The 12,536-nt window shown below is 34.5% G+C and carries 13 protein-coding genes and 1 rRNA gene; 5 read left to right on the forward strand and 9 right to left on the reverse strand.

Features of this window, described 5'->3' with window-relative positions; translation table 11 throughout:
* Positions 1-26: 26 nt before the first annotated feature.
* Both DF185_RS20120 and DF185_RS20125 read right to left on the reverse strand, forming a co-directional pair.
* Complete coding sequence (locus DF185_RS20120; RefSeq protein ID WP_110363028.1) at positions 27-1,364, reverse strand: M23/M56 family metallopeptidase; 1,338 nt, start codon at positions 1,362-1,364, stop codon at positions 27-29.
* Complete coding sequence (locus DF185_RS20125; protein WP_110363030.1) at positions 1,357-1,737, reverse strand: BlaI/MecI/CopY family transcriptional regulator; 381 nt, start codon at positions 1,735-1,737, stop codon at positions 1,357-1,359. The genes DF185_RS20120 and DF185_RS20125 overlap by 8 nt, the downstream gene beginning before the upstream one ends.
* 53 nt (positions 1,738-1,790) lie before the next feature.
* Here DF185_RS20125 and DF185_RS23645 point away from each other — a divergent pair, with 53 nt between their 5' ends.
* Complete coding sequence (locus DF185_RS23645) at positions 1,791-1,928, forward strand: hypothetical protein (protein WP_165836083.1); 138 nt, start codon at positions 1,791-1,793, stop codon at positions 1,926-1,928.
* A 110-nt stretch (positions 1,929-2,038) separates the two neighbouring features.
* Here the strand turns inward: DF185_RS23645 and groL are convergent, their stop codons facing one another.
* From groL to DF185_RS20155, 6 genes are all read right to left on the reverse strand, one after another.
* A complete protein-coding gene (gene groL, locus DF185_RS20130) occupies positions 2,039-3,673 on the reverse strand; it encodes a chaperonin GroEL (RefSeq protein WP_110363032.1) in 1,635 nt (544 codons plus the stop codon).
* 24 nt (positions 3,674-3,697) lie between these two features.
* On the reverse strand, positions 3,698-3,973 hold the full coding sequence (locus DF185_RS20135) for a co-chaperone GroES (protein WP_110363034.1): 276 nt from the start codon (positions 3,971-3,973) through the stop codon (positions 3,698-3,700).
* Between the two features lie 229 nt (positions 3,974-4,202).
* Positions 4,203-4,547 carry a preprotein translocase subunit SecG gene (gene secG / locus DF185_RS20140; RefSeq protein WP_110363036.1) on the reverse strand — a complete coding sequence of 115 codons (345 nt, stop codon included), beginning with the start codon at positions 4,545-4,547 and terminating at the stop codon, positions 4,203-4,205.
* Between the two features lie 2 nt (positions 4,548-4,549).
* Complete coding sequence (locus DF185_RS20145; protein WP_110363038.1) at positions 4,550-5,545, reverse strand: DUF8458 domain-containing protein; 996 nt, start codon at positions 5,543-5,545, stop codon at positions 4,550-4,552.
* Between the two features lie 5 nt (positions 5,546-5,550).
* Positions 5,551-6,063: an LptE family protein gene (locus tag DF185_RS20150; RefSeq protein WP_110363040.1), complete on the reverse strand. Its 513-nt coding sequence runs from the start codon at positions 6,061-6,063 to the stop codon at positions 5,551-5,553.
* Between the two features lie 35 nt (positions 6,064-6,098).
* A complete protein-coding gene (locus DF185_RS20155) occupies positions 6,099-7,340 on the reverse strand; it encodes a sigma-54 interaction domain-containing protein (protein ID WP_110363042.1) in 1,242 nt (413 codons plus the stop codon).
* Positions 7,341-7,527: 187 nt separating this feature from the next.
* Here DF185_RS20155 and DF185_RS20160 point away from each other — a divergent pair, with 187 nt between their 5' ends.
* From DF185_RS20160 to DF185_RS20175, 4 genes are all read left to right on the forward strand, one after another.
* Positions 7,528-8,694, forward strand: a complete 1,167-nt coding sequence (locus tag DF185_RS20160) for a sensor histidine kinase (RefSeq protein ID WP_110363044.1) — start codon at positions 7,528-7,530, stop codon at positions 8,692-8,694.
* 18 nt (positions 8,695-8,712) lie between these two features.
* The gene (kdsB, locus tag DF185_RS20165; RefSeq protein WP_110363046.1) at positions 8,713-9,462 is read left to right on the forward strand and encodes a 3-deoxy-manno-octulosonate cytidylyltransferase; all 750 of its coding nucleotides are present in this window, start codon (positions 8,713-8,715) and stop codon (positions 9,460-9,462) included.
* Between the two features lie 115 nt (positions 9,463-9,577).
* Complete coding sequence (locus DF185_RS20170) at positions 9,578-11,161, forward strand: sensor histidine kinase (RefSeq protein ID WP_165836084.1); 1,584 nt, start codon at positions 9,578-9,580, stop codon at positions 11,159-11,161.
* Entirely contained in the window at positions 11,161-11,868 is a 708-nt protein-coding gene (locus tag DF185_RS20175) for a response regulator transcription factor (protein ID WP_110363050.1), read from the forward strand. Before DF185_RS20170 ends, DF185_RS20175 begins: the two co-directional genes overlap by 1 nt.
* A 346-nt stretch (positions 11,869-12,214) precedes the next feature.
* On the opposite strand, the gene rrf is transcribed toward DF185_RS20175, so the two are convergent.
* A 5S ribosomal RNA gene (gene rrf, locus DF185_RS20180) occupies positions 12,215-12,325 on the reverse strand.
* Between the last annotated feature and the right edge of the window lie 211 nt (positions 12,326-12,536).

A 12,536-nucleotide genomic window follows, 5' to 3' on the forward strand; every position in this document is an offset into this window, starting at 1 on the left:
GGGGATTCATAGAATCCCCTTTTCTTTTACTCTTCTATTTGTGGACTCAAATACTCCATTGGGTCTACATATTCTCCATCCTTCTTAAATTCGAAATGCAAATGAGGTCCTGTAGAAATACCAGAACTTCCAACCGTTCCAATTTTATCTCCTCTCTTCACTTTTTCTCCCTCTTTCACTGAATAAGAAGCCATTTGTGAATACAAACTGGAAATTCCATCAGCATGATCGATAATAATGAAACGACCATAGCCTTTGCCTTTCGTGAATTGTAAATTGACTTTTTTCACTACTCCATCAGCAACAGCATAAATTGGAGTTCCCATTGGAGCAGCAACATCAACTCCTCTATGGAACTTCATCTTTTTATGAATAGGATGCATTCGTTTTCCATAAACCGAAGTAATTTTTACATTTTTCCCAGATTCAATCGGGAATTTATAATCAGATTTTGTAATACTTAGAAGTGTTGACTTTTCCATATGAATGTCTTTAAATCCAAAACAAAGAATGGAGAGACAAACTACTGGAATCACAGTAAGTAATTTTAAATTTGATAAGTATGAGCTTTTTATTTTTTTGATCATTTTAATTCTCTTTAAAGTTAATGATGAGTTGAATGCACTGGTAAGAGAGAAGTTCATACGACCTTCGATGTTTCGTACTAGTGCATTCTGATATTCTATTCTATCATTCCCCGAATTAATACAAGCTCTATCTGCTAAATATTCATGCATCTCTATTAACGAACGCTGAATAAAATAAATGAAAGGATTAAACCACAACAGTACTTTTACAATCTCAACAAATATTAAATCTATTGTGTGATTTTGCTTAACATGCACCGATTCGTGCAGAAGAATGTGTTTTTGATCAGATTCACTTGTAAGTCGAGGATTCAGAAAAACATATCGAAAGAAAGAATAAGGCGAAGTATTTTCCTGAACAGATACAATTTTTAAATTTTGCTTTATTTCAATTTCATTGGCAGAAATCGTTTTTAGGATTCCGATTAAATGTTTGCTTATGCGAACAAATGAAAACACAACTCCCAACAGGTAAACCAACAATAAAACTGATATGGTTTCAATCTGAAATGATTTCTTCACTGTATACATTCCCCCAGCCAAATCAGTTTGAAGCTCATAAACTGGCTCCAATGCAAATTGATTAACAATTGTAGTTGATTCCTGATTAATGGTGAAAGAAAATATGGGAATTAGCAAAGAAATAAGGACCGAAAAAAGTAGGTAGATTCGATTACGCATAACAAAAGTATCTCTTGCCAAAAAGATTTTGTACAGAAGATAAAAGGCAGCCATGCATACCGAGCTTTCAATTAAGTATTGTAAAAACTCACTCATTTTCTTTCTTACTTTTTATTTGCTCTTCAATTAATGATTTCATTTCTTCTAATTGCGAAAGCGATAAGTCTTGCTCTTTAGCAAAGAATGAAGTAAATCCTCCAACAGAGTCATTGAAGAAACTTTTAATCATTCCTTTCATAAAATCACGAGTATACACCTTCTTACTCACTAAAGGATAATATTGATTTACCTTCCCGAAGGTTTCAAAACCTATAAAACCTTTTTTTACCAAAACCCTAACAACGGTTGATATGGTTGTATATGCCGGTCTTGGTTGTGGAAACTCTTCAATAATATCCTTTAAGAAAGCTTTTTCAAGCTTCCATAGGTATTGCATAATCTGTTCTTCTGCCTTAGTTAATTCTTTCATGCTGCTAATATATGACTATTTTCATAGTCGCACAACTATTTAGATAGTCATAGATGATTTTTTTTACTTACTTGATTAATGCCAAAACTCATGAAACCATTTGGCAGGTAGATTTGATTCATCAGGTACAAGCAGGGATGGCAAGTACGCTCTTTACAACAACATGTGCAGAAAACTGCACAAGCAGCTAATTAAAGAAAAACTTATTCCAGTCCCGTTTTATACCAAAAAATAAATTTTCAATAAAAAAGGGTGTTCAAAAATTGAACACCCTCTTTCCATATATTGTTTTGTAATGATCTTACATCATACCTGGCATACCGCCACCCATTGGAGCAGCTGGCATAGCAGGAGCTTCTTCCGGCTCATCAATCAATACACACTCAGTAGTCAAGAACATACCTGCGATTGAAGCAGCATTTTCTAGAGCTACACGAGATACTTTAGCAGGATCGATTACACCTGTTTCAAATAAGTTTTGGTAAACATCCAAACGAGCGTTATAACCAAAGTCACCTTCGCCAGCTTTTACTTTATCAACTACAACAGCACCTTCGCCACCAGCATTAGCAACAATCTGACGCAATGGCTCCTCAATAGCACGCTTCACAATCTCGATACCTGTAGTTTCATCATCGTTATCACCTTTAAGGCCTTCTAAAGCAGCTGTAGCACGGATATAAGCTACACCACCACCAGGAACGATTCCTTCTTCAACAGCAGCACGAGTTGCCGATAATGCATCATCAACACGGTCTTTCTTCTCTTTCATTTCAACTTCCGAAGCAGCACCTACGTAAAGTACAGCAACACCACCAGCTAACTTAGCCAATCTTTCCTGAAGTTTTTCTTTATCGTAATCAGAAGTAGAGTTACCAATTAATGTTTTGATATTTGCAACACGAGCATCAATAGCAGCCTTTTCGCCAACACCGTTTACGATAGTAGTATTTTCCTTATCGATAGTTATTTTTTCAGCCTGACCAAGCATTTCTAAAGTAGCTTGTTCTAACTTCATTCCTTTCTCTTCAGAAATCACAACACCACCAGTTAGGATAGCAATATCTTCCAACATCTCTTTTCTTCTATCACCAAAACCTGGAGCTTTAACAGCAGCAACTTTTAATGAACCTCTCAAACGGTTTACAACCAAAGTAGCCAATGCTTCTCCTTCTACATCTTCTGCAATAATCATCAACGGACGACCTGCCTGTGCAGCTGGCTCCAATACTGGCATTAATTCTTTCATTGTAGATACTTTCTTATCGTACAACAAAACAAATGGATTCTCTAAATCAGCTTCCATTTTATCACCATCAGTAATGAAGTAAGGAGAGATGTATCCTCTGTCGAACTGCATACCTTCTACCACTTTTACGTGAGTTTCAGTTCCTTTTGCTTCTTCAACAGTAATTACACCCTCTTTGGTTACCGCTTTAAATGCATCAGCAATTAAATCACCAATTTTCTTATCGTTATTTGCGGAAATCTGCGCTACTTGCTGAATCTTATCGAAATCTTCACCAACAATTTGAGATTGCTCTTTAATGTTAGTAACTACGGCAGCAACAGCCTTATCGATACCACGCTTTAAATCCATTGGGTTTGCACCAGCAGTAACGTTTTTCAAACCAACATTTACAATCGACTGTGCCAATACAGTAGCAGTAGTTGTACCATCACCAGCATCATCACCAGTTTTAGATGCAACCTCTTTTACCATTTGAGCACCCATGTTAGCTGCAGGATCAGCCAATTCAATTTCTTTAGCAACACTCACACCATCTTTGGTGATGTGTGGAGCACCGAATTTACGATCGATAACTACATTTCTACCTTTTGGTCCTAATGTTACTTTTACTGCATCTGCCAACTCGTCAACACCTTTCTTTAAAAGGTCACGAGCTTCAATATTAAATTTAATTTCTTTAGCCATTTTTTATCCTTGTTTACTTGTTAACTACTCAATATATAACACATTATCTTGAGAAAGTAGCAAATATTCCTCTCCTTCAATAGTCAATTCTGGAACAAATTTCTTCTCATAAACAACAATATCTCCAACACTAACTTCCATTGGAACATCTGGCAATGCCGATCCAACTAAAACAACTTCACCTCTAAAAGCATCATCTTTTCTTGATGAAGGTATTATTATACCGCTAGCAGTTTTTTCTTCAATTATTGGCTTAACCAGTACTTTTCCTGCAAGGATTTTACCTTTTAATTCTGCCATTTTAAAAATATTTAAGATTATTATATTATTGAATATTTACGGATTCTTTTCTTTCACAATCTGTGCCAAATCAATTTCATTGTCAATATTTCCGAATAGATTCAAAAGAATTTTAAAAATGACACATAGAAAGAATAAATATACTGAATTGCAATAACATATAGGCATAAAAAAATGTCAGCATGTATGACATACTGACATTTCTATATTGTAAGAAAATTTCTTTCTTCTATTTTGCTGTATCCTGCTCAGTTGCTGCAGCATCAGTTGGGAATGCTGGCATTTCAGGAGTAGTTTCAGTCTCGTTTAATTGTTGCTCAATTTGAGATCTGTCTTCACGAATTTCTTCGCGAGGAATAGTAACTGCAGCTACAAGACAAAGGAACAAAAGACCTCCCGCAAGGGTCCAGGTAGCTTTTTCAAGAAAATCGGTAGTTTTCCTAACTCCCATAATTTGGTTCGAAGATGAAAAGTTAGATGCTAATCCACCTCCTTTTGAGTTTTGTACTAACACAATTAAGATTAGAAGTACACAAACAATCAAAATTGCTATTGAAACAAAGTAATATAACATATCTATTTACTATTTTTTAATTTTTCTATTTTCTCAATCTGACTCGCAAAGTAAACGTTTTTTTCGGGATTTTTCAACTCTAATTTACGATAAACAGCAATCGCTTTATCAAACAACCTCTGTTTCACATATATAGATGCTAAAGTTTCGCTCATAAAACTGTCATTTTCACGTACACTATCGGCAGAAATATCCTCTTGTTTATCAGCTACTTTAATATTTCGCTGAATTGATGGCTCATTTTGGATGAAATTATCAATAAGATCCAGATTTTTCTTCTTTGGTTCTGCTGTTTTTTCAGGCTCGGATTTCGATGTTTCTTCGCCTTTATCTACAACCTCCATCCAATCGGTAAAACTGCGATCCTCTTCTTTTGATGTCTCTTCTTTCGGATCTTCATCCTCTTTTAAAGTATATAAATTGCCACCATAACCAATATGATACACTTCTGTTGCAGCAACCAACAAATCTGAATCCGATTTTTCTTGTTTATTTGCCTCCTCAGTTTTAGGTTCTATCTCTATTGGCTCAATCCCTGGTTCACTCAATTCAAGAATTTCATCATTGGACATATGATCAGTATCCACGAGAATATCCTTTTCTACATTTTCAACGATACTTACTTCAGATGATAATTCAAAAAGCTCTTCTCTTACAGGTTTTTCTAATCTAGTCTCTGTAACAGGTTCTTGTAGGTTCTCACTTTCAACTTCCAAAGAAGTTTCTTCTTCATTAGATTCCGTTTTTTCAAATGGAACCAATTTCAACCTATCATTTAAAAGCAGGTATAGTTGCCTTCTATCGGAAATATAAAGCGACGAATTCCTCAGTTCTTCCTTGAATCGAATACTTTGACTATCATTTAGGTTTTTAAGCAGTAACAAATGAGCCACTTCAAAAAATGGATATTTTTCCACCAGATACTTTAATTCTCTGTGGCTGAATTTATCCATTGTTTTTGAATCTTTAACCCAATCTTGTATTCTGCTTTGCTCCATAATCGTTACCAGTTTACAACTGCTTCGTTGTAAATATCATCAATAATTTGCTCTAAAATATCATTAAGAAGTGTCTCTTCTACATCTGTCAATTGATCCATACTGTCATAATCTGCAAAAGCAGAGAAACTCTTGTCAAAGTCATTTTCACTTTCTATTTCGTTGGTAAATCGCACTTTAATGGTAACCGTTAATCGGTTTGTTGCTGCAACTTCACCTGCCTTAATATCCAATGCCTGGGTTCTATATCCCGTAATTTCCCCTTCAAAATTAATATGTCCCTCTCCATCAACAATCTCATCTAGAGAAGTCTGGCTTCTAAATTTCTCCTTTAATTCTTCCGTAAATCGATTACTTAAATTTGGATTTACCAATGGAGCACGATTCGGAAAATACTGTACCGAAAAAGTCTTAACATGTTCGGATAATGTACCACCTGTAAACGAATAAGAAACCTTACAAGCCACGGCTAAAACAGCAATACAAAGGCTTAAAACAAATACTTTAATAAACTTCATATATGAAAAATAAAAATAGCAATAATTTATAATAATTAACCTATATCGTACTCTTTGATTTTACGATACAATGTTCTCTCTGATATTCCCAAATCCTGAGCTGCATATTTACGCTTTCCATTGTGTTTGTCCAAAGCTTTTTTAATCAACTCAATCTCTTTTTCTTCCAATGATAATGATTCTTCAACAAAAACTTCTGTATCCTGAATTACTGAATCATCGGGAGTAGAAATGTTAACCGTCGGCTGCTTTACAGGCTGATGCTGCACAATATCCATTTCCTGATCTTCATACAGTTTGCGAATCAGCATGGCATTGTCTTTCTGTAGATCTGCAGAGTCACCATCTTTTTGCATCAAATCAAATACCAACTTTTTTAAATCCGACATGTCTTTTTTCATATCGAACAATACCTGATATAGAATTTCTCTTTCTGATGAAAAACTTTGTTCTTGCTTTTTGTGCTCTGTATAAAGTGCAGGCAACATTTGCTCATCACTTCTCGGAAGATAAGTCTGTAAATTTTCAGCATTTATCTGTCTTTCCTTCTCGATAATTGAAATCTGCTCAGTTATATTCTTTAATTGTCGGATGTTTCCAGGCCAACGATATGATTTCAACATTTGCTGAGCACTTTCATCCAACCTTAGAGGTGGCATTCTATACTTTTCTGCAAAATCCTGCGCAAATTTTCGAAACAACAAATGAATATCATCCTGACGCTCTCGCAAAGGGGGCATCGAAATCGGAACTGTATTCAATCGATAGAATAAATCCTCACGAAACTTGCCTTCTTTTACTGATTTTGGAAGGTTTACATTGGTTGCTGCAACCACTCTTACATTGGTTTTTAGCACTTTGGAAGAACCTACTTTTATAAATTCACCCGTTTCCAATACACGCAACAATCTAACTTGCGTTGATAAAGGCAACTCACCAATCTCATCAAGAAAAATAGTTCCTTTATCAGCTACTTCAAAATATCCTTTTCGGTCGGATAAGGCACCAGTAAAAGCTCCTTTCTCATGACCAAATAACTCTGAATCTATTGTTCCTTCAGGGATTGCTCCACAGTTTACTGCTATGTATGGTGCATGTTTTCTTGAACTGAACTGATGAATAATTTGAGGAAAGACTTCTTTACCTGTTCCACTTTCACCTGTAATTAGCACAGACAAATCGGTAGGTGCAACCTGAACCGCAATATCTATGGCACGATTCAAGGCGTAAGAATTCCCAATTATTCCGAATCTTTGTTTAATTTTTTGTACTTCCATTAAATCTCAATTCTTGAAATTAAAATGTACAGCATGAAATTTTTTCATACTACCTGACAAAATTACAATTTTTTACTTTTAGTTTAATCTACAATCATTCTGAATATCCCTAAAGAATGTTAATTTTAGTATCCTTTTTTACATCGGAACGTAAGAAACTTATAATTGGATTACAAATACTAGTACGATGGCTTTACAACTCGAAAACCTTAAAGAATCAAATGAATTCCTAAATATTTTATTTGATAATATTACCTCTGCTCTTTTCATTGTCGATCAATCAGCTAAAATTGAAAATGTGAACGATTCTTTCTCTATTCTGTTTCAAAAAAGAGAAGAACAAATTGTAGGAGAACTATGTGGTAATGCTTTGGGGTGTGTTTTTGCTATTGAAGAAGGCAAGGATTGCGGAACAACAAGTAATTGTTCCAGCTGCAAATTGCGAAAGGATATTCTCAAAACCATGTCGGAGAAGGTTCCTACATACAGAAACAAACTCAGTCGAGATTTTTACACCTCGCAAACTAAAGGTTCGAAACACTTTCTTTATTCTACCAAGTTTATCCAGTTTCATGGTAAAAAGTATACGCTAATCATTGTTGATGATCACACAGAATTAGAGAATCACAGAAGACAATTGGAAGAGCAAAATGAAACACTAAAAAGTTTGAATGAGCAAAAGTCTAAATTTTTAGGAATAGCTGCTCACGATTTAAGAAATCCAATTGGAGCAATCAGCTCATTTTCCGAAATTCTGCTAGACTCAGGAAACGAATTTCCTACCGATGAAAAAGAAGAATTGTTGACATTGATAAAGGATAGTAGTCAATTTTCTCTTCAGCTGCTAAACGAGTTACTCGATATTTCGAATATCGAAAGAGGTAAACTTCGTTTAGATAAGAATCAGGAAAACATATCTCAAATTGTACAGGAAGTTGTAAAAATCAATAAGGTTTTTGCCAGAAAAAAGAACATCAACATTATCAACACGGTTAAATTAAAAGATTCCACAGTGAGTCTTGACAAAAGTAAAATTGAGCAAGTGCTTCACAATTTATTGAGCAATGCCATTAAATATTCGACTCCTCATACTACCATAACGGTTGAGATTAAAGATCATTCGACCAATTTCGAAATCAGTGTTAAAGATCAGGGTGTTGGAATTCCTGAATCCGAATTATCGAAACTTTTTACCGAATTCGGAACCACAAGTGCCAAAACAACTGCCAACGAAAGCAGCACAGGATTGGGATTAGCCATCGCCAAAAAAATCGTTAACGGTCATGGTGGAGAAATAATGGCCAAAAGTAAATTGAATGAAGGTTCTGAATTTTTATTTACTTTGCCTAAATAATTTATAACAAAAAAGTAAATGAGATTCATAGGAATTATTCCAGCTAGATATGCTTCAACCAGATTCCCTGGAAAACCTTTAGCCGATATTAATGGCAAAACAATGATTCAACGAGTTTATGAACAAACTTTATTGGCAATTGATGAAGTTTGGGTTGCTACGGATGATGACAGAATTAAAACCGCAGTAGAAAAATTTGGCGGAAATGTTGTAATGACCTCTGCTGATCACCAGAGTGGAACAGATCGAATTGCTGAGGCTGTTGCTACAATTTCTAAATCGAATCAGAAAGAATATGATGTTGTGATCAATATTCAAGGAGATGAGCCATTCATTCAACCTGAACAAATTGAATCGATAAAAGCATGTTTTGATTCTCCGAATACTCAAATTGCTACACTGGTAAAACAAATCTCAAGTCAGGAAGATATATTCGACCCGAATAAGGTGAAGGCTGTAATTAGTAATGATCAGAAGGCTCTTTATTTTAGCCGATCTCCAATTCCTTATCAAAGAGGTGTTGAAAAAGAGGATTGGCTAAACAATGGAACATTCTACAAGCACATTGGAATGTATGCATACAAAAAAGATGTACTACAAGAAATTACCCAAATTGAACAAAGTAGATTGGAAGTTTCAGAATCGTTGGAACAACTTCGCTGGCTAGAAAATGGATATTGGATTCAAACAGATATTACCGAACATGAATCAATTGGAATTGATACACCAGATGATTTAGAACGAATTAAGGACATGGGACTTTTATAGTCCCTTTTTTTATGCTTTAACTTTTCTTTAAGGATTATTAGGGAGACCTTAACCACCTTCATTCTTTGCAGATTGTAAATTTGTAATGTATCTTCAAATACAATTACAAAAGCGCATGAATAAAAAGCTAATTACAGGTTTAATCATTTTAATGAGTATTTCCTTACTTGGAATTATTGCAGTGCAAATTCTTTGGATCAGAAATGCAATTTCTATTGAAGAAAGAACCTTTGATTCCAATATCAATAAAGCCCTTCATAAAATTGTTGACAAGCTTGAAAAGAGCGAAGATGTAATATTTCTCACAAAGGGTTTACCAAATAATTCTCACGAGAATATTGAAGTTCGAGAGTTCAAGCACTTTCTTGAATCAGGGAAAAAACTTGGTCAAAATGTAATCAAAATTAAAACAGGAAAAACGATCAATGGGAAAACTTCCTATAAGATAGATTCCGATTCCCAGGTAATTGTGATGCAATCCAAATCTGCAAATCTTAACCTATGGCATCCCAGACATGAAATGGACTCAGCTTTCAAAATAGATATTCATTTAGAAACCAGAGATACCATTATAAGAGAAAAGCGAAAGGAAAAGCATATTGAAAACATCTTCAGCAAAGTAATGTATGAGTTCAAAAACAAGGATGTTTCCATTGATGAAAGAATAGATTTTGAACAACTCCCTAACTTAATCAATTCTGAGCTTAAAAATTACAATATTGATTCCGATTTCAATTTCGCAATTTTTACGGGTGAGCCTCTACATCTAATTCATTCTTCGGATAGCAGTTATAATGAAATCTTAAAAAACTCGGAATATAAAATCAATTTATTTCCTAACGATATAGTATTCACCAATCAGATTTTATCCCTCGATTTTATCGATAGATTTAGCCTGATCTACAAATCAATATTTCCACTTCTTATTTTATCAGGAATATTCACAATTTTCATTGTTGTAACATTTGTCAACGCAGTATTTTTAATCCTAAAGCAAAAACGCATTAGTGACATCAAATCAGATTTCATCAATAATATTACTCATGAATTTAAAACTCCAATTGCTACAATTGGCCTGGCATCCGATTCTATCAATAATCCAAAAGTAATAGGTAATCCTGATAGAATCAGATATTTCACAGGCATCATCAAGGATGAGAATTTTAGAATGAACAAACAAGTTGAGAACATTCTTCAACTGTCTTTATTCGGAAAACATGAATTAAAATTAAATCTTCAATCCTGTCATTTGAATGAAATTATTCAAAAAGCTGCAGAATATATCCAATTGCAAATTGATGAGAAAAACGGTCGTTTAACAACTACTCTTAATGCTATTAATGATATTACTGATGTTGATGAAGTTCATTTTCTAAATGTTCTTTTTAATTTATTCGATAACGCTATCAAATACTCGAATGATGAGCCTAAAATTGAAATTAGCACAGAGAATAATAATGAATTCCTATTCATTACAATTAAAGATTCGGGAATAGGAATGAGTTCAAAAACAGTAAAAAGAATATTTAAGAAATTTTATCGTGCCGAAACAGGAAATATTCATAGTGTTAAAGGATTTGGATTGGGATTAAGCTATGTGAAATTGGTAATTGATCGTCATAATGGATCAATTGATGTGGACAGTAAACCTGGTCAGGGTACATGTATCAAGCTATCCTTACCACTAAGTAAAATATAATGGCAGAATCAATTAAAATATTATTAGTCGAAGATGAAACCAATTTTGGTGCAGTAATGAAAAATTACCTCGAAATTTCTGATTTTGAAGTAACATTATGCGTTAATGGGAAAGAAGGTCTTAAAGCTTTTACTGCTCAAACTTTCGACATCTGCATTTTAGATGTAATGATGCCTGAAATGGATGGCTTCACGCTAGCAAAAGAAATAAAGCTCAAAAATGCAGATATGCCTATTATTTTCTTAACGGCTAAAACTCTTAAAGAGGATATCATTCAAGGATACCGCTTAGGTGCCGATGACTACATAACCAAACCATTCGATTCTGAACTATTAATTTATAAGATAAAGGCAATCCTATCAAGAAATAATGAATTTTCTTACTCCCATAATAAAAGTGTATTTACCATCGGCAAATTTAGTTTTGATTCAAACCTAAGAATTTTAAGCTTAGACAATGCTGAACAAAAACTATCTCCGAAAGAAGCAGAACTATTAAAACTATTGGCTGAGAATATCAATCAAATTTTACCTCGTGAAACAGCCTTAAAAAGCATTTGGGGCGATGATAACTTCTATACTACACGAAGTATGGATGTGTATATTACAAAGCTTAGAAAATATTTAAAAGCAGATTCTGATTTATCGATTGAAAACATCCATGGCAGCGGTTTTAGACTATTGCAGATAAATGCACCTCACAATTAGAATGGGTAATACTTTTAGTGTTACAATCAGACCGGGCCGATTTTTCCATACGGATCGCTTAATTAACCCACACTTTTTATTGCATTAGCACAATACCATGAACTGCGGTATTATAATACCCGCACTCCAAGGTAGCCTAATACCTCGGTATGGGGTATTGCTTTATTAGGTGGTGGGTAGTTGTTTTAGATTTCTTGTCTCCTAAAGTTTAAAGCAAAAAAAAGAGTCTCACTCCATGTTGGAATTCCTTCGACTCCGCTCAGGAACCTCTTATTTGGGTAGCTATTACTTTTAACTTTAAAGCATAAAAAAAGGATAGTAAATCCGAAGACTTACTATCCTTAAAGGTTGGCGTCGACCTACTCTCCCACATCTCTGCAGTACCATCGGCGCTAACGGGCTTAACTTCTCTGTTCGGAATGGGAAGAGGTGGAACCCCGTCGCTATAAACACCTAAAATCGTTGTTGACTTTGCTTGTTAATCATCCGTTTTTCGGGATTAACTGTCAATCTAATATCATAGACATATCGAAAAAGTAAAATAAAAGAACCTTCATTAGTAAGATTCAGCGATTGACCTCGCCACTCAGAAGCTTTCGGGTAATTAGTATTGCTCGACTTTGATGTTACCACCTTTACATCTGCAACCTATCAACGTTATCGTCTCT

Origin of the sequence: Marinifilum breve, assembly GCF_003202155.1 — a bacterium.
Classification (GTDB): domain Bacteria; phylum Bacteroidota; class Bacteroidia; order Bacteroidales; family Marinifilaceae; genus Marinifilum; species Marinifilum breve.

What these genes read in the sequence shown, in the direction of transcription:
- DF185_RS20120 (WP_110363028.1), bottom strand. Translation starts at nt 1,364, where the DNA reads ATGAGTGAGTTTTTACAATACTTAATTGAAAGCTCGGTATGCATGGCT.
- DF185_RS20125 (WP_110363030.1), bottom strand. Translation starts at nt 1,737, where the DNA reads ATGAAAGAATTAACTAAGGCAGAAGAACAGATTATGCAATACCTATGG.
- DF185_RS23645 (WP_165836083.1), top strand. Translation starts at nt 1,791, where the DNA reads ATGATTTTTTTTACTTACTTGATTAATGCCAAAACTCATGAAACCATT.
- groL (WP_110363032.1), bottom strand. Translation starts at nt 3,673, where the DNA reads ATGGCTAAAGAAATTAAATTTAATATTGAAGCTCGTGACCTTTTAAAG.
- DF185_RS20135 (WP_110363034.1), bottom strand. Translation starts at nt 3,973, where the DNA reads ATGGCAGAATTAAAAGGTAAAATCCTTGCAGGAAAAGTACTGGTTAAG.
- secG (WP_110363036.1), bottom strand. Translation starts at nt 4,547, where the DNA reads ATGTTATATTACTTTGTTTCAATAGCAATTTTGATTGTTTGTGTACTT.
- DF185_RS20145 (WP_110363038.1), bottom strand. Translation starts at nt 5,545, where the DNA reads ATGGAGCAAAGCAGAATACAAGATTGGGTTAAAGATTCAAAAACAATG.
- DF185_RS20150 (WP_110363040.1), bottom strand. Translation starts at nt 6,063, where the DNA reads ATGAAGTTTATTAAAGTATTTGTTTTAAGCCTTTGTATTGCTGTTTTA.
- DF185_RS20155 (WP_110363042.1), bottom strand. Translation starts at nt 7,340, where the DNA reads ATGGAAGTACAAAAAATTAAACAAAGATTCGGAATAATTGGGAATTCT.
- DF185_RS20160 (WP_110363044.1), top strand. Translation starts at nt 7,528, where the DNA reads ATGGCTTTACAACTCGAAAACCTTAAAGAATCAAATGAATTCCTAAAT.
- kdsB (WP_110363046.1), top strand. Translation starts at nt 8,713, where the DNA reads ATGAGATTCATAGGAATTATTCCAGCTAGATATGCTTCAACCAGATTC.
- DF185_RS20170 (WP_165836084.1), top strand. Translation starts at nt 9,578, where the DNA reads ATGAATAAAAAGCTAATTACAGGTTTAATCATTTTAATGAGTATTTCC.
- DF185_RS20175 (WP_110363050.1), top strand. Translation starts at nt 11,161, where the DNA reads ATGGCAGAATCAATTAAAATATTATTAGTCGAAGATGAAACCAATTTT.